A 25407-nucleotide genomic window follows, 5' to 3' on the forward strand; every position below is an offset into this window, starting at 1 on the left:
AATTTCAAGGGCTAACGCGGCATTTCCAATATGTTATAAGGCAAACGCCGCACCCGAAAACGACCGCGGCTTCGCGTACGGCGCCATAAACAACCTCCTGGCCTAGTTCAGTTACCGGATATCACGTACAGGCAGTCGCCCTGAAAGGCATGCATAGGCAAATGCATCCGCTCATCCGCCAAGGTGGCGTCAAGCGACATGGTACGCCGGCTTTCCAGTTCAATCACGCTGATACGTTCTACCTTCATCTCCGGTCTCAGAGACAATTCGATATTAAAAGGCATATAAACCAGTAATGTATTTTTCTGGCGCGCGGCCCTGATTTCAGCCGGCGCATCAATCAGTCCTGCGAATGGCGACAGGTCAAATAGCCCATGCTGAGAAATAAAATCCTTAATAAACGAATAGTCCCAGGCTGCGGGAAAATGAATCGCCTCTCGCCATAAATAGGGAGATAAAAAACCTTCCCCCAGCGCGACACCGTAACTAAGACCTTTTTCATGCCAGTTCCAGATACCGTGCGCGCCATAGCTGACCCCTGCGCCCGCCCCCGACAAAATGCTCTGCCATGCGGCTCGACGCACGTCAAAACGGGTAAAGCGGCCATATTGCTGGCGGCTATAGCTGATCATTTCATAACAAGGCTCGGAATTAATGACGGGTTTAGGCGGTATTTTGGCGGAAAAACATTGCGCCAACGTATAGGCCGTCGATTGAAATTGCGCATTATGCCCGGACTGATAGCACCAGAAATCAAGATTAGGGTTCTCTTCCAGCCGTGACGGGATGGTATCCAGACGTCCCCGGATATGCAGCGTAGCCAGGCTCTCCGGCGCCAGCGCCTTAACCTTGTTCAAGGCGATTTCATAGTAGTCGATAATATCGTCGGATTCGAAATCCGTATCGCCGCTGACCATATAGATCGGGTGATATTTTGAGAAGTAGCGATCGACGGTTTCTACATAAGACTCAACGCAATCTTTCGGCATCACGACCGTTCTTCGTAATTTATCCGCCCAGGTATCAGGAACATATGAACACCACAATAATACCAACGCCACGACGAATCCTTTTTCCGTCGCCAGTTTTACCATGTGCTCGGCATGTTGAAAATAAGCCGCATTGCACATGGTAAAATCATAACCATCGTCGTTCTGTATATAAGGATGAAGGTGCTCACGCCCTTTGCTTCTGTCCCACTGCGGCAAGATATTTATCTGTAATACCGTGAACCCCTGCCGTTTGCGATAATCGAGATAATATTCCCACTCTTCCTCGCGGATATTGGTGAAAGCACTCCATACCGTATCCGCCAGATAAAAAAACGGCTTGCCATGATGAAGAAACGCTTTTCCGTTTTTATGAATACTTAACATGCCGTTTTCTCCTCAAGACGCTGAACCACTTTTATTGAATAGCGCAACCGGATTATTTTTATAACCGATGGTGATGGTCAGCAAAGAGGCCACTAAAAATGCGACAAAAAGTGAAATACAAAAACCGTAGAAACCCCAGTCCGCGCCTTCTGCGCTAATAAACATCGGAATACCGAACACCCCGCCGGTTGCAAACCCGCCAAACATTTTGGCGCTGAAGAATCCGGCAACGGCTCCGCCGGCCGCTGAACCGATAGAAGCCATAATGAAAGGTTTTCTCGAGGGTAAATTAACGCCATAGATAGCGGGTTCGGTAATGCCGAGAAAGCCGGATAACGAGGCGGTATAGGCGATAGATTTCAGCTCGGTTTGACGTGTTTTAATGGCGACGGCAAGCGCGGCACCGGTCTGAGCAAAGACGGTGCAATACAGCAACGCATTGATGGGATCAAAGCCATAAACGGCAATGTTGTTAATAAAGATAGGAATAAAGGCCCAATGCAGTCCGAAAATCACCGCAATCTGCCAGATGCCCGCCAGCAGGAATCCCGCAACAACCGGGCTTAAGTGATAAAGCGCCAGCGATCCATCTGCAAGCAACTTACTGGCGTAGATAGAGATCGGACCAATAGCCAGCAGCGTCGCAGGTATGACAATAATCAGCAGGAAAAAAGGAACAAAAATAAGCTGGAGATTCACCGGAATAACTCTTTGCAGCAGGCGATCCAGTCGGGCGGTAAACCAGGCAGCGATAATAATAGGGATCACCGACTGCACATAGTTCATTAACATGACCGGAAGATGTAGAAAGCTTAAAGGCGTTCCCGCCTGATGAAGCTGGATAACAGCCGGGTACACCAATGCCGCGCCGATGGTCGCGGTAATGTACGGGTTGGTATTAAATGTTTTCCCGGCTGAAAATCCTAAAATAACGGGCATAAAATAAAACATGGCGTCAGAAGCAACAAAAAGAATCTGATAAGTGCCTTCATCCTTATTCATCAACCCGGTGATCAGCGCCGCGGTCAGAAATCCTTTCAATATCCCTGACGCGGCAATCACCCCCAGTACGGGCAGAAAAACGCCGGAAATAATGCCAACAAACGCTTCAAATAGATTGCCTTTTTTTACCGGGATAGGTTCTGGCGGCGCCAAAGACGTTATTCCTTTCTGTAACTCCAGATAAACCTTATTAACATGTTCGCCAATAACAAGCTGAACCTGCCCACCACTGTAGATTACCGTTAAAACGCCTTGGATGGCTTCAAGACGTTCTTTGATTGGAAGCGCTTCATCCTTCAATTGAAAACGCAGTCGGGTAGCGCAATGCATAACGCTGACGATATTGTCATTGCCGCCTATTTCTTTCAGTATAGTTTGAGCCAGTTTCGGGTAATCCATATTCTCTCGCCTTGTTAAAAGGTAAGTAGCATTAATGGCATGGCGTGCAAACAACTCTTTGCCAGGGGCTGTTTTGTTGAATGTATTCGTCATCCCACTACCATGGCCCGTCACGACGGCGTTCGACAGTTATAGATAAACCGCGCTTACAACACATAAGATCGCACGGTTACGTTCGCTTTTCGCCGGGATACTACCGATTATGAATATATATTCACAATGGATTTATTATTCAAGGCAACTATGCGTTCAAAAAACGCTTTTGTCCATATCCGGCATCTTGAAAGGAGAAAAGGATCACAGAACGTCAAATACCCGCATTTCTCAGGAAGAAAAGGCGTTTAACGTCGAAAAAATATAATAACGGCTTCAATTCGACGAGAAGTTGATCTGTTGGCGGGAGACTGAAACGCATTAAAACAAGCGATAAACGGATAAGAAACATCAGGAGGTAGCCGCCAAACAGCGGCTATAAGAATTAAAACCGGAAAGGCTGACGCCCGGCCAGCGAATGGGACAATGTGGTGCCGTCCACCATTTCCAGTTCGCCGCCGACTGGCACGCCGTGCGCGATGCGGCTGGCCATCACGCCGTACTGCGCGCACAGTTCGGCAATATAGTTGGCCGTCGCGTCGCCCTCCACCGTCGGGTTGGTGGCCAGAATCACTTCGCTGACGGACTCGCTTTGCAGCCGCTCTTCCAGCCGCCCCAGCCCGATATCATCCGGGCCGATGCCGTCCAGCGGCGACAGATGCCCCATCAGCACGAAGTAACGCCCGGCAAACTGCCCGGTCTGCTCGACGGCGTGGATATCCGCCGGGCTTTCCACCACGCAGATTTGACCGTTTTGCTGGCGCCTGGGGTTCGAGCAGATCGAACACACCTCCTGTTCGGTAAAGGTGCGGCAATCCGCACAGTGACCGATTTCAGACATCGCGCGGGTCAGCGCCTGCGCCAAACGCATTCCCCCGCTGCGGTCGCGCTGCAACAGCTGAAACGCCATACGCTGGGCGGACTTCGGTCCGACGCCCGGTAAACAGCGCAGCGCCTCCATCAACGATTCAAGAAGCGGACTGGTTTGCATCAGAACGGCATCTTAAAACCCGGCGGCAACTGCATGCCGCTGGAAACCGACGCCATTTTTTCCTTCTGCGTTTCAGCAACGCGACGGGCGGCATCGTTGAACGCCGCGGCGATCAGGTCCTCCAGCATCTCTTTGTCGTCCTCCATCAGGCTGGGATCGATCTCCACCCGGCGGCAGTTGTGCGCGCCGTTGATGGTGATTTTGACCAGCCCCGCGCCCGATTCGCCGGTGACTTCCAGATTTGCAATCTCTTCCTGCATCTGCTGCATTTTTTCCTGCATCTGCTGGGCCTGCTTCATCAGATTGCCAATTCCACCTTTACCAAACATAGTTTTCTCTCTATCTCACGTCGGGCTGCGCACACGCAGCGGTTAAACAGGGCGGATACTCTCTTCGTCCAGTTCCGCATCAAAGAAACGCCGCAGCGTTTGAATCGTATTATCAGCCATAATCGACTGGCGCGCCTGCGCCAGCTTTTCTTCATAAATTGCCTGGCGCCACTCCAGCGGCGTCAGCACCGCCGGGTTGTCGTCTTCGATCACCGACAGCTCGATGGCGCGGCCATAGTGCGCCGTCAAGGCTTCCGTCAGGGTTTGCTGCGCCGCCGGCGAGTTGAGATGGCGCTGGGCAGAGCGCAGATGTAGCTGTATTTTACCGGCCTGCGGGCACTCCCTGAACGCATTTAACGCCAGCTGTTGCACCAGTTTCGGCAACGGCAGGCGATTGATTTCCGCCGCCCACTCATCGCGCTCCATCGCCTCTTGCGCCAGGCGCGCCGCCAGTTCGGGCGTTTTTTCATGCTCCAGCGCCGAACGCAGCGCTTTCGGCGTGGCGACATCGGTTTTGACGTCCTCCACCTTGTTCTGCGCCCGCCAGCGATAGGCTTCCGGTTTCTTTGCCGCGGCCGATGCGCCGTCTGCCGCGCTTTTGCGCTGCATGCTGAGCTCGGTCACCGAGGCTAAACGCTCAAGTGCCGAATTCGCCGGCCGCGTTTTATTTAACGCCGCCGGCTCAGTTTTTTTTGGCGGGGTCGCCCCCTGCTTACGCAACAGTTGGCTGCGTGCCTGCAACAGCTGCGACGTGGCGTCGGAAAGCCCGTCATCGGCCGGCGGTTGCGGCTCAGGCGGTTCAGCGGCGGAAGGCGAGGACGGCTCCGGCGCGCTTTCCTGCCGCCCGGCGGCTAACGCCGGGTTAGCCGCCGGCGCGGACTGCGGCGGCACCTCAGCCGGCGTTACCGGCGTTTCAATAATCTGCTGGGGATGAAAGGCCAGCGCGCGCAGCAGCGTCATTTCCACGCCCATACGGCGATCCGGCGCATAAGAGAGCTCTTTGCGGCCAATCAGCAATGTCTGGTAGTAGAGCTGCAAGTCCGCCGGCGGCAGAGTGCGGGCCAGATCCCGCAGGCGGGCTTCAACCGCCGCATAATCATTGCTCAGCGCGGCCGGCAGCAGTTGAACCATCGCAATGCGATGCAATAGCGTCAGGGTTTCAACCAGCAGCGACTCCCAGTCGACGCCGCGCGCCGCCGCCTGATCGAGCAAAGACATCACGCGCGCGCCGTCGGCCTGCACCAGCGCTTCAATGATCGCCAGCGGTTGCTCGTCGTCCAGGGTTCCCAGCATCTGGCTGACCGAGGCCGTCGTCACCTGCCCCTGCCCCATGGCGATCGCCTGATCGGCGAGGCTGAGCGCATCGCGCAGGCTGCCGTCGGCGGCGCGGGCCAGCAGTTGCAGCGCCCTTGGCTCGCTCTCCAGTTGCTCGGCGTGCAAAACGCGTTCTAAATGGGCGCGGATCTGTTCAACATCCAGCGCCTTAAGGTGAAACTGCAAGCAGCGCGACAGGATCGTCACCGGCAGCTTTTGCGGATCGGTGGTCGCCAGCAGGAATTTTACGTGCGGCGGCGGCTCTTCCAGCGTTTTCAGCAGCGCATTAAAACTGTGGCGCGACAGCATATGCACTTCATCGATCAGGTATACCTTGAAACGCCCGCGCGCCGGGGCATACTGCACGTTGTCCAGCAGGTCGCGGGTATCCTCGACCTTGGTGCGGGAAGCGGCATCGATTTCGATCAAATCCACAAAGCGGCCTTGTTCGATTTCACGGCAATTATCGCACTTACCGCAGGGCGTCGCCGTTACGCCGTTTTCACAGTTGAGTCCTTTCGCCAGCAGGCGGGCGATGGTGGTTTTGCCGACGCCGCGCGTACCGGAAAACAGATAGGCGTGATGAATTCTGCCTAAAGAAAGGCCATTGGCTAAGGCGGTCAGGACATGCTCCTGACCGACGACATCAGCAAAGGTTTGGGGACGCCACTTACGGGCAAGAACCTGATAGCTCATCAATACCGCAACAGTCGAGTTATTGAGGAGGCCATGCTAACACAGCCGCGCGGTTATCGGCGAGACCGTTGTGATTAATGACCGGGGAAGTCGACCAGGCTATGGCAGGTTACGCCCATCGCTTCCAGGCGCTGCGCGCCGCCCAGATCGAACAGATTGATAACGAATGCGGCGTCGGTTACCGCGCCGCCGAGACGACGGATCAGTTTTACCGTGGCCTCTACCGTTCCGCCCGTTGCCAGCAGATCGTCGATAACCAGGACGTTATCCTTGGCGTTAATCGCATCCGCATGAATTTCCAGGCTATCCGAACCATATTCCAGTTCGTAGCTTTCGCTGATGATCGGACGCGGCAATTTGCCCGGTTTACGCACCGGAACAAATCCGACGCCCAACGCCAATGCAACCGGCGCGCCAAACAGAAAGCCGCGCGCTTCAGTTCCCACCACCTTGGTAATCCCCGTATTACGATAGCGCTTCGCCAGCATATCAATACTGGCGGCATACGCCGTCGGATCTTCCAGCAGGCTGGTTACGTCACGGAACAGTATGCCCGGCTTCGGATAATCGGGAATGCTTTTGATACTGTTTTTAATCAATTCTTGTTGTTGCGCCGTTGCGGTCATCATCTCTGTGCCTGATAAAACGTTCTGCTCATACCAATGCCGGCCGCTTCCCGCCCATCCTTCCGCCAATATCCGACGGTAACGGCGGTTTTCAAAACAGGAAAAGTGGCGGTCCGCGCACGAAAACGCTCAAATCTAGTCAAACTGGCCGATAAATGCAACACGTCCCCACGATCTCAGCGTATTTTTTTATGGTCATCCACCACCGGCAGACGAAGCATAAACGTCAGCAAAATCGCCAGGATCACCAATAACAAGACTCTAACCCAGTTGATTTTAACCAGCCAGAGGGAGAGAGCAAAAGTCAATAAAATAACCATAACCGCTTTCCATTTCGCGCCGGGCGGCAAAGCCCGGTATCGCTGCCAGTGACGCAAATATCCCCCGAACCAGGAACGATACAGCAGCCAATGATGGAAACGCGGCGACGAATGGGCAAAACACCAGGCGGCCAACAATAAAAAGGGCGTGGTCGGCAACAAAGGCAATACCACGCCCAACGTTGCCAGAACGACGGCCACCCACCCTATGACAATCAGCAACGCGCGATACATATTCACCTTTTTGTCTGTCCGCTGTTAATGGGTAAATAAAGCGCACCCCGCCAACCACACTCTATCATCAACATTGGTCGTCTGTTAATGGCGCTGCGGAAATCTGCATATCCCGGTGAATAAGTTGTGTCGGACGTTATTCCCGGGCAAGCTAGGCTATCGGCTTAGACAAGCCAATATAGGTATAGGGAACAGAGTGAATACCCACAAACTGCTGCTGGTGCTTGAACAACAAATCGACACGCTGGCGAAAGCGATCGCGCCGCTGGCGGATAAGCCAGTGGCGCAATCACGCTTCGATCGTCAGTTGTTCAGCAGCTATGGCACACGGTTGAAAGATTATTTCCATGAGGTTGAGCAGAATCTGCAATCCATCAGGCAGTTGGTCGCCGATCAACATTCCGATCGGGTGGCGTTTATGGCCGATAAACTGGTGAGACAAATCACGGCGCTGCAACGCGAACTGGCGACGCAGTCTCTGCGACGTCAGGAGCGGGCGACGGCAACGCCATCGCCGGATCTTTACCATAAACTGGCCGAACACCAGGACTATGAGCGGCGCTTGCTGTCCATGATCCACGACCGGGAAAGCTTGCTGAACGCTGAAACTCGACCGGGCGAGCGGCAACGCCTGCAAAAAGAGCTGGCGGCGCTGGAAGGACGGCTGACCCGATGCCGCCAGGCCTTGTCTCGCCTGGAGCGAGTAATTGAACGCCGGGAGCAGGGATTGTAAACTCCGGCGGGTTCTTTTTATTCTCTGCTATATCTATACAAGCCTGAAAGGGGGCGAAATGTCACTGGAAAATGCGGCTCCGGAAATCAAGCTGGCGGTCGATCTGATTATGCTGCTGGAGGATAACCACATCGACCCGCTGGTGGCGCTGGCCGCCCTGGAGATTGTGCGTAAAGACTTGCAGCAAAAAGCGCGGCGGGAAAAAGGCGACGCGGTCGACTAGGAGGCCCGTCCGGCACGGAGAATCACCCCTCCCCTCTTCTTACCGAATAGGCTTCCATTGACGCGGACTGGCGAAACGACGCGCTGAAGCGCAGCATATCGATAAAGGAATCAACCAGTATCGGGGCGTCCCGCGCGAGATCGAAGCTTTCCGGCATAAACAACCAGTTTTCCATCAGGCCGGAAAAATAAGCACGCAGCGCGACGGCGGCCCGACGGGGTTGAATATCCTCGGGCAGCAATCCCATGCGAATACAGCGCATTAAATGGCTTTCAATATCGGAGTAGCAGCCGAAATAAAGCTCTTTGCGGGCGTTGAAAGAGGGTAGCATTTCACCAACAAACTCGCATTTATGAAATACAATCTCCATCATCAACCGCCACTGATTATCATTCACCGTTGAACGGAGCATATAAATCAACAGCTCACGCATCACATGGAGTGGATTATCAGGAAATTTTGTTTGATACTCTAATTCGAACTGACTGAGTTTCAACTCGGCCTGGATCCATATTTCGTCAAACAGTTCGGCTTTATTTTTAAAATGCCAGTAAATAGCGCCGCGGGTTACCCCTGAGGCGGCGGCAATGTCAGCCAGCGATGTTGCGGACACGCCGTGCTCTGAGAACACTCTCAACGCAGCATCCAGTATCTGTTGTCGGGTTTCCTGAGCCTGTTGTTTGGTTTTTCGTGCCATATCGTTGTATTTGAAACAAAGGATGATTTACATACATTCGAGTATGTATGTAACATAGCATCAACATAAGATTAGCGCAGCAATGGGTTTTAAAACGCGTGATCCATTGGTCAATTTCAAATCGGACACTTGAGGTTTATCTATGAACAAAAACAGAGGGCTAACGCCTCTGGCGGCAGTTCTGATGCTTTCTGGCGGCTTAATTCTCGCGGGATGTGATAATAGTGAACAACAGGCAGGGGCGCAACAACAGCCCCCCGAAGTCGGCATCGTAACGCTGAAAGCGCAAACTCTCAATGTGACGACCGATTTGCCAGGACGCACCAACGCTTATCGTATCGCGGAAGTCCGCCCTCAGGTCGGCGGTATTATTCTCAAGCGCAATTTTACCGAGGGCAGTGACGTCCAGGCGGGTTCATCGCTGTATCAAATCGATCCGGCGCCCTATCAGGCCGATTACAATAGCGCCAAAGGTTCACTGGCCCAGGCTCAGGCAAGCGCCGAAATCGCCCGCCTGACGGTTAACCGCTATAAACCGCTGCTGGGAACCAATTACATCAGCAAACAGGATTACGATCAGGCCGTCGCCACGTTGCGTCAGGCCGACGCCAGCGTTCAGGCCGCCCAGGCCGCGGTGGATAATGCGCAAATCAATCTTGCCTACACCAAAGTCAACGCGCCGATATCCGGCCGGGTGGGAAAATCAACGGTAACGGAAGGCGCGCTGGTTTCCACCGGCCAGACCACGGCGTTAACCACAGTACAACAACTCGATCCGATTTACGTCGATGTAACCCAATCAAGCAATGACTTCCTGCGCCTGAAAAAAGAACTGGAAGACGGCACGCTGAAACAAAGCGAAGGCAAAGCCAACGTTCGCCTGCTGCTGGATAACGGTTCTGAATATGCGCAGTCCGGCACATTGGAATTTTCCGATGTCACCGTGGATGAAACCACCGGCTCTATCACCCTGAGGGCGATTTTCCCTAACCCGCAACACGATATTTTACCCGGCATGTTTGTCCGAGCTCGCCTGGATTCCGGCGTGAAAGACGACGCATTGCTGGCTCCACAAATGGGCATTACCCGTAATGCGCGCGGCGAGGCAACCGCAATGGTCATTGGTGAAGGTGATAAGGTTGAGGCTCGCAACGTGACCACATCAAAAGCTGTGGGTAATAAATGGCTCGTCACCGACGGTTTGAAAGCCGGCGATCGCATCATTGTGACCGGTTTGCAAAAGATTCAACCCGGTATTCAGGTAACAGGAAAAGAAGTCGCTCAAGATAACGAGCAGCCACAGCAGTCTCAGGCTGAACCCGCGAAGTCTTAACAGGAGCCGGTAATTCATGGCTAAGTTTTTTATAGATCGACCCATTTTTGCATGGGTAATCGCCATCGTGGTGATGTTGGCCGGCGCGTTGGCGATTGTGAATTTGCCTGTCGCGCAATACCCGACAATCGCTCCCCCAGCGATTGAAATTACGGCAACCTATCCAGGGGCGGATGCCTCAACGCTGCAAGACTCGGTAACGCAGGTTATCGAACAGAATATGAACGGTATCGATAACCTGATGTATATGTCCTCCAGTAGCGACTCATCAGGTACGGTTCAGCTTACGCTGACCTTTGAGGCGGAAACCGATCCTGATATCGCGCAGGTTCAGGTACAGAACAAGCTCCAGTTGGCAATGCCTTTACTGCCGCAGGAAGTTCAGCAGCAGGGCGTCAGTGTTCAGAAATCCAGCAGCAGCTTCCTGATGATCGCCGCCTTCATCAGCGAGGATGGCAAAATGACCCAGCAGGATATTGCCGACTATACGGCCGCCAATGTGCTGGATCCCATCAGCCGTATCAACGGCGTCGGCGATGCCCAACTGTTCGGCGCTCAGTACGCCATGCGTATCTGGCTGGATCCGAACAAGCTGAACAACTATCAACTGACCACCGGTGATGTCACCACGGCCATTACCGTACAAAACAACCAGATTGCCGCCGGTCAGTTGGGCGGTTCGCCGCCGGTCGCCGGCCAGCAGTTGAATGCCTCGATCATCGCGCAGACGCGCTTGCAATCACCGGAAGAGTTTTCCAACATTTTACTGAAGGTTAACGCCGACGGTTCGCAGGTACGCCTGAAAGACGTGGCGCGCGTCGAGCTTGGCGGTGAAAGCTACGACATCATTGCGCGCTACAACGGCCAGCCAGCCGCCGGTATCGGGATTAAACTGGCGACCGGCGCCAACGCGCTGAATACCGCTTCAGCGGTAAAAGCCGAGTTCTCTCGCCTGCAGGAGTTCTTCCCGAGCGGACTGAAAGTGGTTTACCCCTATGACACCACGCCTTTCGTGCAAATCTCCATTAACGAAGTGGTGAAAACGCTGGTGGAAGCCATTGTGCTGGTGTTCCTGGTGATGTATCTGTTCCTGCAGAACTTTCGCGCCACCCTGATCCCAACCATTGCCGTACCTGTCGTACTGTTGGGGACGTTCGCCATCCTGTCGGTATTCGGCTATTCCATCAATACGCTAACCATGTTTGCGATGGTCCTGGCGATCGGGCTGCTGGTGGATGACGCCATTGTGGTGGTGGAAAACGTCGAGCGTGTGATGGTGGAGGAAGGGCTGCCGCCCAAAGAAGCCACCAGAAAATCGATGGGGCAGATACAGGGCGCATTAGTCGGTATCGCGCTGGTCCTTTCGGCGGTATTTGTGCCGATGGCGTTCACCGGCGGTTCAACCGGCGCCATCTACCGTCAGTTCTCCATCACCATTGTTTCCGCGATGGTGCTGTCGGTGCTGGTGGCGTTGATTTTAACGCCGGCGCTCTGCGCCACGCTGCTAAAACCAATCGCCAAAGGCGATCACGGCGCCAAAACCGGATTCTTTGGCTGGTTTAACAACCTGTTCGAGAAAAGTACGCACCACTATACCGACAGCATCGGCAACATTCTGCGCAGTACCGGTCGCTATCTGTTGCTCTATCTGCTGATTGTCGTCGGCCTGGCGTTCCTGTTTATGCGTCTGCCCAGCTCCTTCCTGCCGGATGAAGATCAGGGCGTTTTGCTCAACATCGTGCAATTGCCGGCTGGAGGGACGCAGGAAAATACCCAGAAAGTGCTGGATAGGATAACCAGGCACTATCTGGATAATGAGAAAGAGACGGTTCAATCGGTGTTTTCCGTCAATGGCTTCGGTTTTGCCGGACGCGGTCAGAACTCTGGCCTGGCGTTCGTCAGTCTGAAAGATTGGGGCGAGCGTAGCGGCTCGGAGAATAAGGTTGCCGCTATTGCGGCCCGGGCCAACGCCGCCTTCAGCCAGATCAAGGAAAGTATCGTTATTGCCGCCAACATCCCGGCGATTGTCGAGCTGGGCACGGCGACAGGCTTTGACTTCCAGCTTATCGACCAGGCCAACCTGGGGCATGAAAAACTTACCGAGGCGCGTAACCAACTGCTGGGCATGGCCGCTCAGCGGCCGGATACGCTGGTGCAGGTACGTCCCAACGGCATGGAAGATACCCCGCAGTTCCGGCTCGATGTCGATAAGGAAAAAGCCGAGGCGCTTGGCGTTGCCCTGTCGGATATCAACGCTACGCTGGCGACGGCGCTGGGTGGTACCTATGTGAATGACTTTATCGACCGCGGCCGGGTGAAAAAAGTCTACGTACAGGGCGACGCGCCATTCCGTATGTTACCCGACGATATCAAAAACTGGTATGTACGCGGCAGCAACGGCCAGATGGTGCCGTTCTCCTCGTTCTCGCAAAGCCACTGGGAATACGGCTCGCCGCGTCTGGAACGCTATAACGGCCAGCCATCCATGCAGATTCAAGGGGAACCCACGCCGGGTAAAAGTACCGGTGAAGCCATGGCGCTGATGGAAGAGTTTGTCACCAAGCTGCCGCAGGGCATTGGCTATGAATGGACCGGCATGTCCTATCAGGAACGGCTGTCCGGTAACCAGGCTCCGGCGCTGTATACCATCTCGCTGATTGTGGTGTTCCTGTGTCTGGCCGCGCTGTATGAAAGCTGGTCGATTCCCTTCTCGGTCATGCTGGTCGTGCCGCTGGGGATTCTGGGCGCAGTGGTTGCCGCCTCCATGCGCGGGCTGGAAAACGACGTCTACTTTAAGGTGGGCATGCTGACAACCATTGGGTTATCGGCGAAGAACGCCATACTGATCGTCGAATTCGCCAAGGACCTGATGGAGAAAGAAGGAAAAGGCCTGATCGAGGCGACGCTGGATGCGGTGCGCATGCGTTTGCGTCCCATCCTGATGACCTCCCTGGCCTTTATCCTCGGGGTTGTGCCGCTGGTTATCAGCTCTGGCGCAGGTTCCGGCGCGCAGAACGCCGTTGGTACCGGCGTAATGGGCGGGATGATTACCGCAACCGTGCTGGCTATCTTCTTCGTTCCGGTATTCTTCGTGGTGGTCCGCCGCCGCTTCGGCAAGAAAAACGAAGATGCGGAACAACCTGATCAGCATATAGAGCATCGCTAATCCGTTCTCTATTTGAAAAGGCCGCAACCGCGGCCTTTTCCTCCCCTTCCCCCTATTGCATACCTCGCGCAGCCCATGCTCTGCCCCTCCCCCCCCCCCGATCCTATAAATATCATGGTTGATCTTCACAATAAAAAAGCGCAACATTAGGATATGTTATAACATAACAAATGAGGCGATATGAAAACAGGCATTCATCCTGACTACAGGAGCGTGGTATTTCATGATACCAGCGCCGATACCTATTACAGGATCGGTTCAACCATTAAAACCGAGCGCACGATCGAATTGGAAGGCGTGAGTTATCCCTACGTCACCATTGATGTTTCTTCTGCTTCCCATCCTTACTACACCGGGAAACAGAAAGAGTATGCTAAAGAGGGCAGCACCGCGCGCTTTCAGCAGCGTTTTGGCCATTTCTTCAAATAAACAAGCGAGGAGATTCAAATGCAGGTGCTTAGTTCGTTGCGCTCGGCGAAAAACCGCCATAAAGACTGCATCGTGGTACGTCGCCGCGGACGTATCTACGTAATATGTAAAACCAACCCGCGCTTTAACGCCGTACAGGGCAGGAAAAAGAAAAAAGGCTAATCCATTCGAGTTGCAGGACAAAACGTTATCGTTTTGAACAGCGCAGAGCGTTGGCCCTTTACGGGCGAGGCCCAGGGAGGGGCCGAGTAATGCAGCCAACGCACCTGCAGCTTGAAGTATGACGGGTATAATACAATATTACTCATTCACTATTCCCTTACCGAAAAGTTTTGTGATTTAATCATCACAAATAGCGCGAAAAACCTCCTCTAATGTTCGCGAACCTTAGCGGCTCTTTTGCTATAGTTATATACAGTGCGGCGTAACCTGCATCGGTGCGCCATGCCATAGGCGTTACTTGTTTTGATTAAAACCAAAAGATATTCTGTGATATCGGGAGGTGCAAAAACCATTGCAGGCTAAATTGTGGTTGTCGAAATCCCAGACGTTGAAATCTTGCTTGTAGACACCATGATTGTAGAAGCATGGTCAAGACTATTCTCTTATGAGTTTTGTCAGTCTGCCTGTCTGCCAGGCGTTACTGAATAACGGCTTAACGGAGGGATTGATATGGATGAGTACACACCCAAACATTATGATATTGCCCAACTCAGATTCTTATGTGAAAATCTATGCGATGAAAGCGTTGCAACGTTAGGCGATAGCAGTCACTGCTGGGTCAATGACCCAACATCTGCGATCAACCTCCAGTTAAATGAACTTATTGAGCATATAGCTACATTTATTCTCACATTTAAAATAAAGTATCCTAATGAAAGCGAGCTTTCTCAGCAGGTTGAACAGTATTTAGATGATACCTACGTACTATTTAGCAACTACGGTATCAATGATGCCGAGCTGCGCGGATGGCAGAAATCTAAAAAAAGATTATTCGGAATGTTCTCAGAAGGGAACATCTGTACGCCTGCTAAAACTTAAGCAATAATTTATCTTATATTTATTAACCACCAGGTACTGTTCGCATAAAGGCCAACATGAAAAAAATCGATTATTTGATGCGTTTGCGTAAATGCACAACCATTGACACGCTGGAACGCGTTATAGAGAAAAATAAGTATGAGCTCTCTAACGATGAACTGGAGATGTTCTATTCCGCAGCGGATCATCGTCTGGCAGAACTGACGATGAACAAACTTTATGATAAAGTCCCTACCGCTGTATGGAAATACGTCCGTTAATTTTTGACGTAAAGCACATAACCACTGGTATAAAAAATACATTGCGCCGATAACATTATCGGCCTTTGTTTTTATTGTCTTTTTAACGATTGAATAAAGCAAATTTGTAACAAACTGTATTTCTGATAAAAGAAATAATTAGAATACTGTTTTTTTATAAAGATTATTAAATCGATATATCTTATCCCCAATCAGCAATAAAACAGATATACCCCAAATAAATCGAGTTGCAGGAATGGCTTGCAGAGTGAATCGCGGGTAGAAATTGGTGGAGGCCCTGCCAGCTACATCCCGGCACACACGTCTCCTGCTGCGGCTGCTTCCTTCCGGACCTGACCGAGTCCACAGGGTAGTGTTGCGGGAGAACCGACAGGGCCCCCATTGACAGTGCCCCGCCAAACATTCGTTACAACGAAGCGACGGGCATTATGGGTGATGGACAGGCCAATTGCAAGCTAACGCCGTCTGAACGTTGTTTTCTTGCTCAGCCCGCTATGCCACTATAGGTTTTTACATCAATTGAATACAGGAATCCTTGGATGACAGGGGAAAATGACGCTTTTCGCCAACGCGTTTTTCAAATCGTGGCCGCTATTCCTTACGGGAAAGTGGCGACCTATGGCGATGTGGCGCTGCTGACCGGCTCTCCTCGGGCATCGAGACAGGTCGGCGGAGTACTAAAACGTTTGCCCGAGGACAGTAAACTCCCCTGGCACCGGGTGATAAACCGCAAAGGCGAGATATCGCTGGTCGGCGGCGACCATCAGCGCCAGAAATCAGCGTTACGGGCTGAAGGAGTGAGCTTTACCCGAGAGGGGAGAATCGATCTTGACAGGTTCCGTTGGCGGTACGCGCCGTAAAATCGCGGTGCGTACCGTTTGGATAAATCACCAGGAGGATTGAACCGGTTGTGATGGCGTTATCGACGGCGGTTCCGACGACAATGGCGCCGAGTTGTGCGCAGGTAAAGGCACGGAAGGTACCGGTACCAGGACCAGATCGGCATTATTCACGCCATTGGTGATAACCGGTAAAACATTCTCCGTCACCAGCACTACTCGGTTATCTATCGCCACGGCCGCGCTGAGTAAAATACGCGCTTTAGGTTGGATATCGGCCGGATTATACGGCAACACAAACTGGAAAGGCGCCTGTTTCCCCTCGGTACGAGTTACTCGCTGGGCAATCACTTTTGAAGGCGCATCCGCCAGCGACGCATCGGACACCGTCACCGTTACCACCGCATTAGCCGGTAAGGCGATGCGCTGACGAATATTCACCGTCCCGGTAACGGCCGGCTGAGATATGGTTGTATGCTGAGCGGAAGTGGAGGTTACCGGTGCGCCGGTATGAGGAGAAACGCCATAATCACTCTTCTCCGCACAGGCGGTCAACGCCATCGATACCATGATTCCACCTGCGATATGCCATAATTTCATGCGATCAGTCTCCTTTTATTATTGTCGGAATGCCGGTATCAAAGAAACCGACTTCGCTATACCCAATATACCCGTCATACTTCAGGGTGCGGGAAGACAGCAATCAAATACCCCCCCAGTGACCGGGAACACACCTGCAACCTGAAAAATAAAGGGTATAAGTAGTATGGGTTACTTAATAGAATAATGATGGTACAAAATTCTGATATTTTCCTGGTTTATGATTTAAATTACTTATATCAACCCGTTAGCCCCCATTTAAAATGCGTAATGGGTTTTCACTTTCTAAATAACGTGTAACCAATGAGGCCGACAGTATGAGCCAGGCATTAAAAAACCTTCTCGACCTCCTTAATCTGGAAAAAATCGAGGAAGGATTATTCCGGGGACAAAGCGATGATTTAGGACTGCGCCAGGTCTTTGGCGGACAAGTGGTGAGCCAGTCGCTGTCAGCGGCCAAACAGACCGTGCCGACGGAGCGCGGCATCCATTCATTTCACAGCTACTTTCTGTTACCGGGCGATAGCCGCAAACCCATTATTTATGATGTGGAAAATCTGCGCGACGGCAATAGTTTCAGCGCGCGCCGGGTCAACGCCATCCAGAATGGCAAGCCGATTTTCTATATGACGGCCTCATTCCAGAGCCATGAAGAGGGCTTAGAACATCAAAATGTGATGCCGGTGGTTACCCCGCCGGAAGAGCTCAGATCGGAGCAGGATATTGCTCAAAGCATGGCGCACCTGCTGCCGCCGCAGTTTCGTGATAAGTTCACCCAGCCGAGAGCCATTGAGATGCGCCCGGTAAAATTTCATAACCCGCTGCAAGGAAAAGTGGAAGAACCGATACGACATGTCTGGTGCCGCGCCAACGGCCCGTTGCCGGACGATGAACGCGTGCATCAATATCTGCTTGGCTATACATCCGACTGCAATTTTCTGTTAACCGCATTACAGCCGCACGGCATCGCCTTTCTCGAACCGGGTATTCAGGTTGCCACCATCGATCACTCGATGTGGTTTCATCGCCCATGCCGTCTCGATGACTGGCTGCTGTATAGCGTGGAAAGCACTTCCGCCTCGGGAGCCCGGGGGTTTGTGCGCGGACAGTTTTATACCCGTGAAGGCGTACTGGTCGCTTCCAGCGTACAGGAAGGCGTTATGCGCCGCCTCTCCGCGGGCAAATAGGACAGCCCGTCATAAAAAATCGCCGGGAGCGATTTTCAACGTCGTTTGCGACGGCCCGTAGGGTGACGGGCAGGACAGCCCGTCATAAAAAATCGCCGGGAGCGATTTTCAACGTCGTTTGCGACGGCCCGTAGGGTGACGGGCAGGACAGCCCGTCATAAAAAACAGGGCGCGGAGATTATCCTGCGCCCTGCCGATCAATATATATTCACACTACTTACTGGTTGTAAGCATTCTCGCCATGGCTGTTGACGTCCAGACCTTCGCGCTCCTGCTCTTCCGGTACGCGCAGTCCAACAACCAGATCGGCCACTTTGAAAGCGATGAAAGCCGCCACGCCGGACCATACGAAGCAGACAATAACGCTGAACAGCTGTACCCAAACCTGGTGAGCCATGGTCACGCCTTCCGCATACCCCGTCCCCCCCAGAGAAGCGGAGCTGAATACGCCGGTCAGAATACAACCTACGATACCGCAGACGCCGTGAACGCCGAACACATCGCAGGGGTCATCAACGCGCAGCCATCTTTTCAGTACGGTTACGCCCCACAGGCCGGCAAAACCACCGGCCAGGCCAATAATCAACGCCCCGCCGACGCCCACCGTCCCTGCGGCAGGAGTAATGGCGACCAGGCCGGCGATACAGCCCGAACAGGCACCCAGCAGCGAAGGCTTACCGCGAACCAGCCACTCGCCGGCAACCCATGCCAGGATCGCCGCGGCGGTCGCCACCACCGTATTCAGGAAAGCCAGACCGGCAATCTCATTTGCCGCACCGGCGGAACCGGCGTTAAAGCCGAACCAACCGATATACAGGATCGCCGTACCGATAAACACCATCGGCAGATTGTGCGGCTTCAGCGCTTCTTTACCGAAACCGGCACGTTTGCCCAACAGGTAGGCGCCGACCAGACCGGCAACCGCGGCGTTGATATGCACCACCGTACCGCCGGCGAAGTCCAGCGCGCCGTCAGCGGCCAGATAGCCGCCGCCCCACACCATATGGGTCATCGGCAGGTAAGAGAACGTCAGCCACAGCGCGACGAAGATCAGCACCGCGGAAAAACGGATACGCTCGGCGATGGCTCCCACAATCAGCGCCACGGTGATGCAGGCGAAAGAAGCCTGATAAGCCACATGCACGTACTGATAAAATGTACCGGTAATCGAATCAACGGCAATTCCCTTCAGCAGGAAGTTGGCAAAACCGCCGAAGAAAGCGTTACCTTCGCTAAAGGCCAGGCTATAGCCGTAGACGACCCATAAAATACACACCAGTGCAAAAGAAATTATTACCTGTGACAGCATGGAAAGGACGTTCTTGGCGCGAATCAAACCGCCATAAAACAGCGCGATTCCAGGTATAGTCATAAAAAGTACCAGCGCGGTACAAATCATAATAAAAGCATTATCCGCTTTATCGATCGTTGGTGCCGCGGCCATCGCCCAAGACGGGAGCAAAGCAGCCACACCAAGACCCAATGAGGAGACAAGTTTTTTCATTTTCATCCATCCCTATTTACGCATCTAAGCCAGGTGTTAAAGTGCGGCTTCGTCAGTTTCGCCAGTACGAATACGAATAACCCTTTGTAACTCAGCAACAAAAATCTTACCGTCACCAATTTTTCCGGTATAGGCCGCTTTGCTGATGACATCAATGACTTCGTCCAGTTGATCATCGGCAATCGCAATATCGATTTTCACTTTCGGCAAAAAATTAACGCTGTATTCCGCACCGCGATACAGCTCGGCATGCCCTTTCTGACGTCCAAACCCCTTCACTTCAGTGACGGTAAGTCCCTGAATGCCAATGGAAGACAAGGCCTCACGCACATCCTCCAGCTTGAATGGTTTTATCACCACAGTAACCAGTTTCATTCATCATCCCCCTAACCGTTAAGTTCAGGCTTTCGCCCGCCGCTATCTCGGATTACTCTCATTTCGGATTATCTTCACGCGCTAAATAAAGCAAAGGGTGTGCCATAAATGATTTATCCCATGGATATCAGCGCAAAGAACGCGGTTCAGGTCGGTTAACCGGGTGAAAAATCATCTATGGGGAAAAAAAACCAAAAAAGCGGGGCGCGCAACGCACCAATATAGTGCATTGCGCGTAATTTCAGTGCATGAAGACGAAAAACCGCATGAATATGCTTGGTGATGGTGCGAAGCAACCGGCTGCCTCTGCTTTTCGCTTGTGCTTATGAGTGCATCCGGTCACGGTACAACCACGGACTCATTAGTCAGCGTAACCGCCAGTTCTTCTCCCGCCAGCTGCAGCTGATACATCTGATAATAACGCCCCTGCCGACGCAGCAACTGCTCATGGGTGCCCCGTTCGACGATCTGTCCGTGGTGGAGCACCATAATGGCGTCGGCCTCAACGATCGTCGATAGCCGGTGAGCGATGACGATCAGCGTCGTTTGGTCGCGGATAATGCTCAGCGCTTTCTGCACCGCCTGTTCCGTACCGGAATCAATATTCGCCGTGGCTTCATCCAATATCAGGATCCTGGGGGTTTGCACCAGCACTCTGGCGATCGCCAGTAGCTGCTTCTGCCCGGCGGACAAAGTGTTTCCCTGCTCCCCAATGCGGGTATGCAGCCCCTCGGGGAACGAACGCACCAATTCGGATAGCTGCACAATATCAAGCACCCGCCATACTTCCTCTTCGCCGATATCGCGGCCCAGTGTGACGTTGGTATACATGGATTCGGCCAGCACCACCGGATCCTGCTGCACCATGGCGACATTCTGGCGCAATACCTGATGCGACAAGGTTTGCAGCGGACGTCCATCCAGACGAATTTCGCCTTTATCCGGCGAATAATACCCCATCAGCAGATTGGCCAGGGTGCTTTTGCCGCTGCCGGTATGCCCTACCAGCGCCACGAACCCCCGCGCGGGGATAGTCAGGGAAATATGTTGCAAGACGTTTTTGCCGCTACCATAAGAGAAGGAGACGTCGTCGATCTCCACGCCCCCCTGAGTAAGCATACGCCCATCGCCGCCGTAGCCTTGCTTCACGCCGTCCATCAGCTCAAAGATGCGCTCGCCGGCCACCACCGCCTGCTGCAGCATGGACTGCTGAGTGGTCAGTTCAATTAGCGGTTCATTTAGACGCCCCAGGTAATTGATAAACGCATACAGCACGCCGACGCCGACCGATCCCACGGCGCTAAAACCAAATTGCAGTAACAGACCGCATAGCACCATGGCGGAAAACAGGCTGAGCAACGGGCGTAACAGGAACCCGTCAAGGCGCAGCGTCTGCATGCGCGCCCGATAATGCTCCCGGCTGGCGCCGCCCAGCCGTTCGCCAAATCGGGCCTGCTGGCGAAATTGCTGAATCACGCCCATGCCGTTGATAACTTCATTGAAGCCGTCGTTGATATCCGCCAGATGGCTGCGTACCCGACGCACAATCGGCGTACTGTAACGCTGATAGATCAGCATAACGATCAGCACCGCCGGGAAAATAGTCAGGGCCACCAGCGCCATCCGCCAATCCAGGCTGAACATCGCCACCAGCATGGCGCTAATCAGCGCCGCGCTGCGCAAGGCCGTCGACACCACCATGACGTAAAGATCCTTCACCACCTCGGTGTCGTTGGTGACGCGCGATATCAGCTGACCTACCGGCTGGGTATCAAAAGTACTGAGCGGCTGACGCAACGCCGCATCCATAACGTCGATACGCAGCTGCTGCACCACCCCGACCGCCACCCGGTTAAACAATAGCCGCTGGAAATAGTGCAGCGCCGCCGCCAAAATCTGCAACAGCAGATAAGCCGAGGCCAGTCCCGCCGCCAACGCCAGCGGAAACTCCCCCTGCGCCACCAGATGGTCGATGAAGTAACTCACCAAAACCGGGCCGGAAACCTCGGCGGCGGCGGCCACCCAGAGCATCACGACGCCCTGCGCCAACGGCTTGCGCCACGGTGAGCCATAGGCCAGCAGCCGTTTTAACGTCGGCCAGAGCTTGCGCGGGCTATTCATCCTTTTCCCCTTCGGCCGGCGACGCGTCATCCAGCGCGGCTTCCAACTGTTGATAACGGTACATATCCCGATACCAGCCGGATTGCGCCACCAGCTCGCGATGGCCGCCGCGCTGGATGGCATGTCCGTGCTGCAGGACCAGGATCTCGTCCGCCTCCGTTAACGCGGAGAGCCGATGGGCGCTGATAATCAACGTTCGCTGTCCGCCCCACTGCTTAAGATTGCGCAGAATGCGATGCTCCGTTCGCCCGTCAACGGCGGACAAGGCGTCATCCAGAATCAGAATTTCCGCGTCAAGCAACAGCGCCCGGGCGATGGCGATACGCTGCTTCTGACCGCCGGACAGCATAACGCCGCGCTCCCCCACTTCGGTGTCATATCCCTGCGGCAAGCGCAGAATATCCTCGTGCACGCTGGCAAGCCGGGCGGCCTGCTCTATCTGCTGCCGGGTAGCGTCGGGCCGTCCCAGGGCGATATTGCGGGCGGCGGTATCGGAAAACAGGAAAGGGGTTTGCCCCACGACGGCAAAACGGTGACGCAGTTCATCCAGCTGAATGTGCGACAAGGGGAGGTTGTGATAGCGAATATCCCCCGACTCAATATCGAAGTGGCGAAGAATAAGCGCCAGCAGCGTACTTTTGCCGGAACCGGTAGGCCCGCACAGCCCCAGCACCTTCCCCGGCTTGAGCGTAAAGCGCAGATCTTTCAGTACCCCGCGCGGACTCTCAGGGTAATGAAACGCATCAATATTAACCTCTAGCGCGCCACGCTCGGCCGGCAAAGATTGCGTGCCGTCCCTCACGACTGGCTCCTCCGCCAACAGTTGGCGAATACGGCCATACGCGGCGCTTCCGCGCTCGACGATATTGAACATCCAGGCCAACGCCAGCATCGGCCATATCATCAACCCAAGGTACATAACAAAACTGGTCAATGTCCCCAACGTCAACGAACCGTTGATCACCATCCAACTGCCGCCGCCGATGGCCAGCATATGCGACAACCCGATGGCGATGTAAATGGTGGGGTCAAAACGCGCATCAACCCGGGCGACGTACATATTTTTGGCGCCCGCATCCGCCGCAACCTGCGCAAAACGCGCCGACTGATAGTCTTCCAGACCAAACGATTTAATCATTCGAATGCTGGTCAGTCCTTCCTGGGCCTGATCGTTCAGCGAGGAAAATGCCGCCTGAGCCAATCTAAAACGCTGGTGCAGCTGCGTACCATAATGTTTGATAATCAGCGCCATAACCGGCATCGGCAGCAGCGCCAGCAACGTCAGTTGCCAGCTTATCTGGGTACACATGACCACCAGCACGGCGCACCCCATCACCAGTGAATCGACCAGCGTCAGCACCCCTTCGCCGGCGGCGAACACCACGCGGTCCACATCATTGGTGGCGCGGGCCATCAAATCGCCGGTACGGTGGCGTAAATAGAAAGCGGGATGCTGACGGCTGAGCTGACGATAAAAATCTTCGCGCAGTTCGACCGCCAATTGATAGGCCGCGCCAAACAGCAACACCCGCCAGACGCACCGCAGCAGATAAACCATCACCGCGGTCAGCAGCATAACGCCGATCCACTGCATCATCTCGGCCGTGGGCATATTGCGTTGCGTGACGCCATCGACCACCACGCCAACCAGTCTGGGAGGGAGCAGTTGCAAAACAGCAATCACGATTAGCAATGCCACCGCGCCGATATAGCGCCGCCATTCACGACGAAAAAACCAGCCTAGTTGAGCAAACAGTCTCACGCAGTTTTGATTCCAATATTCAGAGGGGTGAATGAACCCGGAAAAATGATTATACAGAAAGCCGATGGTTGATGAATTACAATGATAACGGCAGCGCGGTGGTGTACTTGATGCGCTCCATGGCGAAGCTGGACGTCACGTCCACCAACCCGGGAATGCCGTTTACCAGCCGCTTATAAAAATCATCATAGCTTTTCATATCAGCGACCTGCACCTGCATCAGATAATCATACTCTCCGGCCATGCGATAGAAAGACAATACTTCGGGCATTTCCGACACCACGCTGGTAAAGGTTTGATACCAGACGCTGTTGTGCTGCTGAGTTTTCAGTAGCACAAAGGCGGTCAGCCCCAATCCCAGACGCTCGTTATCCAGCAGCGCCACCCGACCGCGGATATAGCCCTCTTCTTCCAGCCTCTTCAGCCTTTTCCAGCAGGGCGTCGAGGTCAGATTCACCGACTCGGCCAGCGTTTGCAGGGAAAGCGTACAGTCCTGTTGCAGTAACCCCAATAGCGTGCGATCTATTTTATCTATCATAGCGCCATACCATAGAAAACTTTTCTCCAATTTCCCCCATTTGGAGATAAAAAAGCAATCTTTTTTCCCGAAAAACTCGCTAAGCTAACCGTCATTATCGTCAAAACGGAACGAATCATGACCAACACCTGGGTAAAAAATGCTATCCGCGCCATAGAAGCCGATTTTCAACGTTCGGCCGATACGCACCTTATTCGGCTGACCTTGGCGGAGTATCCAGGGATTTACTGCTATTTAAAAGACGAAAGCACCCACCCCAGCGGCAGCCTGAAACACCGCCTGGCCCGCTCTCTATTCCTCTACGGCCTATGCAACGGCTGGATAAAAGAAGGGACGCCGATCGTCGAGGCTTCATCCGGCAGCACCGCGGTATCAGAGGCTTATTTCGCCCGCCTGCTGGGATTACCCTTTATCGCCGTTATGCCCGCCTGCACCGCCAGACGAAAAATAGAACAAATCGCTTTTTATGGCGGCAGTTGTCATTTCGTCGAACAGGCCGGGCAGATCTATGCGGCATCCGAGCAGTTGGCCAAGAAGCTTAACGGCCATTATATGGATCAGTTCACCTATGCCGAACGGGCAACCGACTGGCGCGGCAACAATAATATCGCCGACAGTATTTATCGCCAGATGTCGCGGGAACCCTATGCCGTTCCAGACTACATTGTGATGGGCGCGGGAACCGGCGGCACCTCCGCCACCCTGGGGCGCTATATCCGCTATCAGGGACTGAATACCCAACTGGTGGTGGTCGATCCGGAAAACTCCGTTTTCTACGACTGCTATCAACGGCGCGATCGCGCCATTACCGGCAAATGCGCCAGTCGTATTGAAGGTATCGGCCGCCCGCGGGCGGAACCCTCATTTATTCCCGACGTCATTGACGGCATGATGCGCGTTCCCGATGCGGCCAGCATCGCCACCCTCTACTGGCTGGAAGGCATTCTGGGTCGCAAAGTCGGCGCATCCACCGGCACCAACGTCTGGGGCATGCTGCAACTGGCGAAACAGATGAAGGCCCAGGGTAAACAGGGCGCCATTGTTACGCTGCTGTGCGACAGCGGCGAACGTTATCTGGATACTTATTACCACAGCGACTGGGTGGCAAATAACATCGGCGATCTCACCCCTTATCTGGACATTTTGCATAGCGGAGCAGCATGCCGTCCCGCCGCGCAATCCAGGACGGCGTGAGCGACATTACCCGCTGAACGGCGAC

25 protein-coding genes, 1 other RNA gene and 1 other annotated feature are annotated in these 25407 nt (G+C 53.8%); of the genes, 11 read left to right on the top strand and 15 right to left on the bottom strand.

Annotated features, from left to right (window positions below; genetic code table 11):
* Positions 1–107: 107 nt before the first annotated feature.
* The 7 genes from EH206_RS16625 to EH206_RS16655 all read right to left on the bottom strand — a co-directional run bounded on the left by EH206_RS16625 (position 108) and on the right by EH206_RS16655 (position 7380).
* Positions 108–1376, bottom strand: a complete 1269-nt coding sequence (locus tag EH206_RS16625; protein ID WP_009113985.1) for a glycoside hydrolase family 140 protein — start codon at positions 1374–1376, stop codon at positions 108–110.
* Between the two features lie 12 nt (positions 1377–1388).
* A complete protein-coding gene (locus EH206_RS16630; protein WP_198008299.1) occupies positions 1389–2870 on the bottom strand; it encodes a PTS transporter subunit EIIC in 1482 nt (493 codons plus the stop codon).
* A gap of 385 nt (positions 2871–3255) precedes the next feature.
* The gene (gene recR / locus EH206_RS16635) at positions 3256–3861 is read right to left on the bottom strand and encodes a recombination mediator RecR (RefSeq protein ID WP_009113987.1); all 606 of its coding nucleotides are present in this window, start codon (positions 3859–3861) and stop codon (positions 3256–3258) included.
* Entirely contained in the window at positions 3861–4190 is a 330-nt protein-coding gene (locus EH206_RS16640) for a YbaB/EbfC family nucleoid-associated protein (protein ID WP_009113988.1), read from the bottom strand. Before EH206_RS16640 ends, recR begins: the two co-directional genes overlap by 1 nt.
* A gap of 42 nt (positions 4191–4232) precedes the next feature.
* A complete protein-coding gene (gene dnaX, locus EH206_RS16645; protein ID WP_009113989.1) occupies positions 4233–6200 on the bottom strand; it encodes a DNA polymerase III subunit gamma/tau in 1968 nt (655 codons plus the stop codon).
* Positions 4839–4903: a sequence feature (DnaX frameshifting element), on the bottom strand. (Overlaps the previous gene by 65 nt.)
* Before the next feature lie 74 nt (positions 6201–6274).
* Positions 6275–6826, bottom strand: coding sequence for an adenine phosphoribosyltransferase (apt, locus tag EH206_RS16650; protein ID WP_009113990.1), 552 nt, complete (start codon positions 6824–6826; stop codon positions 6275–6277).
* Positions 6827–7002: 176 nt separating this feature from the next.
* Complete coding sequence (locus tag EH206_RS16655) at positions 7003–7380, bottom strand: DUF454 family protein (protein WP_009113991.1); 378 nt, start codon at positions 7378–7380, stop codon at positions 7003–7005.
* A gap of 196 nt (positions 7381–7576) precedes the next feature.
* On the opposite strand from EH206_RS16655, the gene priC reads away from it, so the two are divergent.
* Complete coding sequence (gene priC, locus EH206_RS16660) at positions 7577–8113, top strand: primosomal replication protein PriC (RefSeq protein ID WP_009113992.1); 537 nt, start codon at positions 7577–7579, stop codon at positions 8111–8113.
* Between the two features lie 58 nt (positions 8114–8171).
* Positions 8172–8336: a pleiotropic regulatory protein RsmS gene (gene rsmS, locus EH206_RS16665; protein WP_009113993.1), complete on the top strand. Its 165-nt coding sequence runs from the start codon at positions 8172–8174 to the stop codon at positions 8334–8336.
* A gap of 22 nt (positions 8337–8358) precedes the next feature.
* On the opposite strand, the gene acrR is transcribed toward rsmS, so the two are convergent.
* Entirely contained in the window at positions 8359–9033 is a 675-nt protein-coding gene (gene acrR, locus EH206_RS16670) for a multidrug efflux transporter transcriptional repressor AcrR (protein WP_009113994.1), read from the bottom strand.
* A 142-nt stretch (positions 9034–9175) separates the two neighbouring features.
* Here acrR and EH206_RS16675 point away from each other — a divergent pair, with 142 nt between their 5' ends.
* The 6 genes from EH206_RS16675 to EH206_RS16700 all read left to right on the top strand — a co-directional run bounded on the left by EH206_RS16675 (position 9176) and on the right by EH206_RS16700 (position 15262).
* Positions 9176–10366: an efflux RND transporter periplasmic adaptor subunit gene (locus tag EH206_RS16675; RefSeq protein ID WP_009113995.1), complete on the top strand. Its 1191-nt coding sequence runs from the start codon at positions 9176–9178 to the stop codon at positions 10364–10366.
* A 16-nt stretch (positions 10367–10382) separates the two neighbouring features.
* On the top strand, positions 10383–13532 hold the full coding sequence (locus tag EH206_RS16680) for an efflux RND transporter permease subunit (protein WP_009113996.1): 3150 nt from the start codon (positions 10383–10385) through the stop codon (positions 13530–13532).
* Between the two features lie 180 nt (positions 13533–13712).
* The gene (locus tag EH206_RS16685; RefSeq protein ID WP_009113997.1) at positions 13713–13961 is read left to right on the top strand and encodes a type B 50S ribosomal protein L31; all 249 of its coding nucleotides are present in this window, start codon (positions 13713–13715) and stop codon (positions 13959–13961) included.
* Positions 13962–13979: 18 nt separating this feature from the next.
* Positions 13980–14123 (top strand): type B 50S ribosomal protein L36, encoded by a 144-nt coding sequence (gene ykgO, locus EH206_RS16690; protein ID WP_009113998.1) that lies wholly within the window; start codon positions 13980–13982, stop codon positions 14121–14123.
* A gap of 510 nt (positions 14124–14633) precedes the next feature.
* On the top strand, positions 14634–15002 hold the full coding sequence (gene tomB, locus EH206_RS16695; protein WP_009113999.1) for an Hha toxicity modulator TomB: 369 nt from the start codon (positions 14634–14636) through the stop codon (positions 15000–15002).
* Between the two features lie 56 nt (positions 15003–15058).
* On the top strand, positions 15059–15262 hold the full coding sequence (locus EH206_RS16700; RefSeq protein WP_009114000.1) for an HHA domain-containing protein: 204 nt from the start codon (positions 15059–15061) through the stop codon (positions 15260–15262).
* A gap of 275 nt (positions 15263–15537) precedes the next feature.
* Here EH206_RS16700 and ffs read toward each other — a convergent pair.
* Positions 15538–15634: signal recognition particle sRNA small type (ffs, locus tag EH206_RS16705), an RNA gene on the bottom strand.
* 167 nt (positions 15635–15801) lie between these two features.
* Here ffs and EH206_RS16710 point away from each other — a divergent pair.
* Entirely contained in the window at positions 15802–16122 is a 321-nt protein-coding gene (locus EH206_RS16710) for an MGMT family protein (RefSeq protein ID WP_009114001.1), read from the top strand.
* Between the two features lie 27 nt (positions 16123–16149).
* Here the strand turns inward: EH206_RS16710 and EH206_RS16715 are convergent, their stop codons facing one another.
* Positions 16150–16701, bottom strand: a complete 552-nt coding sequence (locus tag EH206_RS16715; protein WP_009114002.1) for a YbaY family lipoprotein — start codon at positions 16699–16701, stop codon at positions 16150–16152.
* A 317-nt stretch (positions 16702–17018) separates the two neighbouring features.
* Between EH206_RS16715 and tesB the strand changes: the two genes are divergently transcribed.
* On the top strand, positions 17019–17888 hold the full coding sequence (gene tesB, locus EH206_RS16720) for an acyl-CoA thioesterase II (protein WP_009114003.1): 870 nt from the start codon (positions 17019–17021) through the stop codon (positions 17886–17888).
* 217 nt (positions 17889–18105) lie between these two features.
* Here the strand turns inward: tesB and amtB are convergent, their stop codons facing one another.
* The 5 genes from amtB to EH206_RS16745 all read right to left on the bottom strand — a co-directional run bounded on the left by amtB (position 18106) and on the right by EH206_RS16745 (position 24188).
* Entirely contained in the window at positions 18106–19392 is a 1287-nt protein-coding gene (gene amtB / locus EH206_RS16725) for an ammonium transporter AmtB (RefSeq protein WP_009114004.1), read from the bottom strand.
* Between the two features lie 36 nt (positions 19393–19428).
* The gene (gene glnK / locus EH206_RS16730; RefSeq protein WP_009114005.1) at positions 19429–19767 is read right to left on the bottom strand and encodes a P-II family nitrogen regulator; all 339 of its coding nucleotides are present in this window, start codon (positions 19765–19767) and stop codon (positions 19429–19431) included.
* 339 nt (positions 19768–20106) lie between these two features.
* The gene (locus tag EH206_RS16735) at positions 20107–21888 is read right to left on the bottom strand and encodes a SmdB family multidrug efflux ABC transporter permease/ATP-binding protein (RefSeq protein WP_009114006.1); all 1782 of its coding nucleotides are present in this window, start codon (positions 21886–21888) and stop codon (positions 20107–20109) included.
* Complete coding sequence (locus EH206_RS16740; protein ID WP_009114007.1) at positions 21881–23650, bottom strand: SmdA family multidrug ABC transporter permease/ATP-binding protein; 1770 nt, start codon at positions 23648–23650, stop codon at positions 21881–21883. The genes EH206_RS16735 and EH206_RS16740 overlap by 8 nt, the downstream gene beginning before the upstream one ends.
* Before the next feature lie 76 nt (positions 23651–23726).
* A complete protein-coding gene (locus tag EH206_RS16745) occupies positions 23727–24188 on the bottom strand; it encodes an Lrp/AsnC family transcriptional regulator (RefSeq protein ID WP_009114008.1) in 462 nt (153 codons plus the stop codon).
* Between the two features lie 117 nt (positions 24189–24305).
* Between EH206_RS16745 and EH206_RS16750 the strand changes: the two genes are divergently transcribed.
* Entirely contained in the window at positions 24306–25382 is a 1077-nt protein-coding gene (locus tag EH206_RS16750) for a PLP-dependent cysteine synthase family protein (protein ID WP_009114009.1), read from the top strand.
* Positions 25383–25407: the final 25 nt, after the last annotated feature.

The organism is Brenneria nigrifluens DSM 30175 = ATCC 13028 (genome assembly GCF_005484965.1).
Lineage (GTDB): Bacteria > Pseudomonadota > Gammaproteobacteria > Enterobacterales > Enterobacteriaceae > Brenneria > Brenneria nigrifluens.

Bases quoted from the DNA above. Each gene is read 5' to 3' on its own strand.
- EH206_RS16625 (WP_009113985.1), bottom strand. From the start codon at position 1,376: ATGTTAAGTATTCATAAAAACGGAAAAGCGTTTCTTCATCATGGCAAG.
- EH206_RS16630 (WP_198008299.1), bottom strand. From the start codon at position 2,870: ATGACGAATACATTCAACAAAACAGCCCCTGGCAAAGAGTTGTTTGCA.
- recR (WP_009113987.1), bottom strand. From the start codon at position 3,861: ATGCAAACCAGTCCGCTTCTTGAATCGTTGATGGAGGCGCTGCGCTGT.
- EH206_RS16640 (WP_009113988.1), bottom strand. From the start codon at position 4,190: ATGTTTGGTAAAGGTGGAATTGGCAATCTGATGAAGCAGGCCCAGCAG.
- dnaX (WP_009113989.1), bottom strand. From the start codon at position 6,200: ATGAGCTATCAGGTTCTTGCCCGTAAGTGGCGTCCCCAAACCTTTGCT.
- apt (WP_009113990.1), bottom strand. From the start codon at position 6,826: ATGACCGCAACGGCGCAACAACAAGAATTGATTAAAAACAGTATCAAA.
- EH206_RS16655 (WP_009113991.1), bottom strand. From the start codon at position 7,380: ATGTATCGCGCGTTGCTGATTGTCATAGGGTGGGTGGCCGTCGTTCTG.
- rsmS (WP_009113993.1), top strand. From the start codon at position 8,172: ATGTCACTGGAAAATGCGGCTCCGGAAATCAAGCTGGCGGTCGATCTG.
- acrR (WP_009113994.1), bottom strand. From the start codon at position 9,033: ATGGCACGAAAAACCAAACAACAGGCTCAGGAAACCCGACAACAGATA.
- EH206_RS16675 (WP_009113995.1), top strand. From the start codon at position 9,176: ATGAACAAAAACAGAGGGCTAACGCCTCTGGCGGCAGTTCTGATGCTT.
- EH206_RS16680 (WP_009113996.1), top strand. From the start codon at position 10,383: ATGGCTAAGTTTTTTATAGATCGACCCATTTTTGCATGGGTAATCGCC.
- EH206_RS16685 (WP_009113997.1), top strand. From the start codon at position 13,713: ATGAAAACAGGCATTCATCCTGACTACAGGAGCGTGGTATTTCATGAT.
- ykgO (WP_009113998.1), top strand. From the start codon at position 13,980: ATGCAGGTGCTTAGTTCGTTGCGCTCGGCGAAAAACCGCCATAAAGAC.
- tomB (WP_009113999.1), top strand. From the start codon at position 14,634: ATGGATGAGTACACACCCAAACATTATGATATTGCCCAACTCAGATTC.
- EH206_RS16700 (WP_009114000.1), top strand. From the start codon at position 15,059: ATGAAAAAAATCGATTATTTGATGCGTTTGCGTAAATGCACAACCATT.
- EH206_RS16710 (WP_009114001.1), top strand. From the start codon at position 15,802: ATGACAGGGGAAAATGACGCTTTTCGCCAACGCGTTTTTCAAATCGTG.
- EH206_RS16715 (WP_009114002.1), bottom strand. From the start codon at position 16,701: ATGAAATTATGGCATATCGCAGGTGGAATCATGGTATCGATGGCGTTG.
- tesB (WP_009114003.1), top strand. From the start codon at position 17,019: ATGAGCCAGGCATTAAAAAACCTTCTCGACCTCCTTAATCTGGAAAAA.
- amtB (WP_009114004.1), bottom strand. From the start codon at position 19,392: ATGAAAAAACTTGTCTCCTCATTGGGTCTTGGTGTGGCTGCTTTGCTC.
- glnK (WP_009114005.1), bottom strand. From the start codon at position 19,767: ATGAAACTGGTTACTGTGGTGATAAAACCATTCAAGCTGGAGGATGTG.
- EH206_RS16735 (WP_009114006.1), bottom strand. From the start codon at position 21,888: ATGAATAGCCCGCGCAAGCTCTGGCCGACGTTAAAACGGCTGCTGGCC.
- EH206_RS16745 (WP_009114008.1), bottom strand. From the start codon at position 24,188: ATGATAGATAAAATAGATCGCACGCTATTGGGGTTACTGCAACAGGAC.
- EH206_RS16750 (WP_009114009.1), top strand. From the start codon at position 24,306: ATGACCAACACCTGGGTAAAAAATGCTATCCGCGCCATAGAAGCCGAT.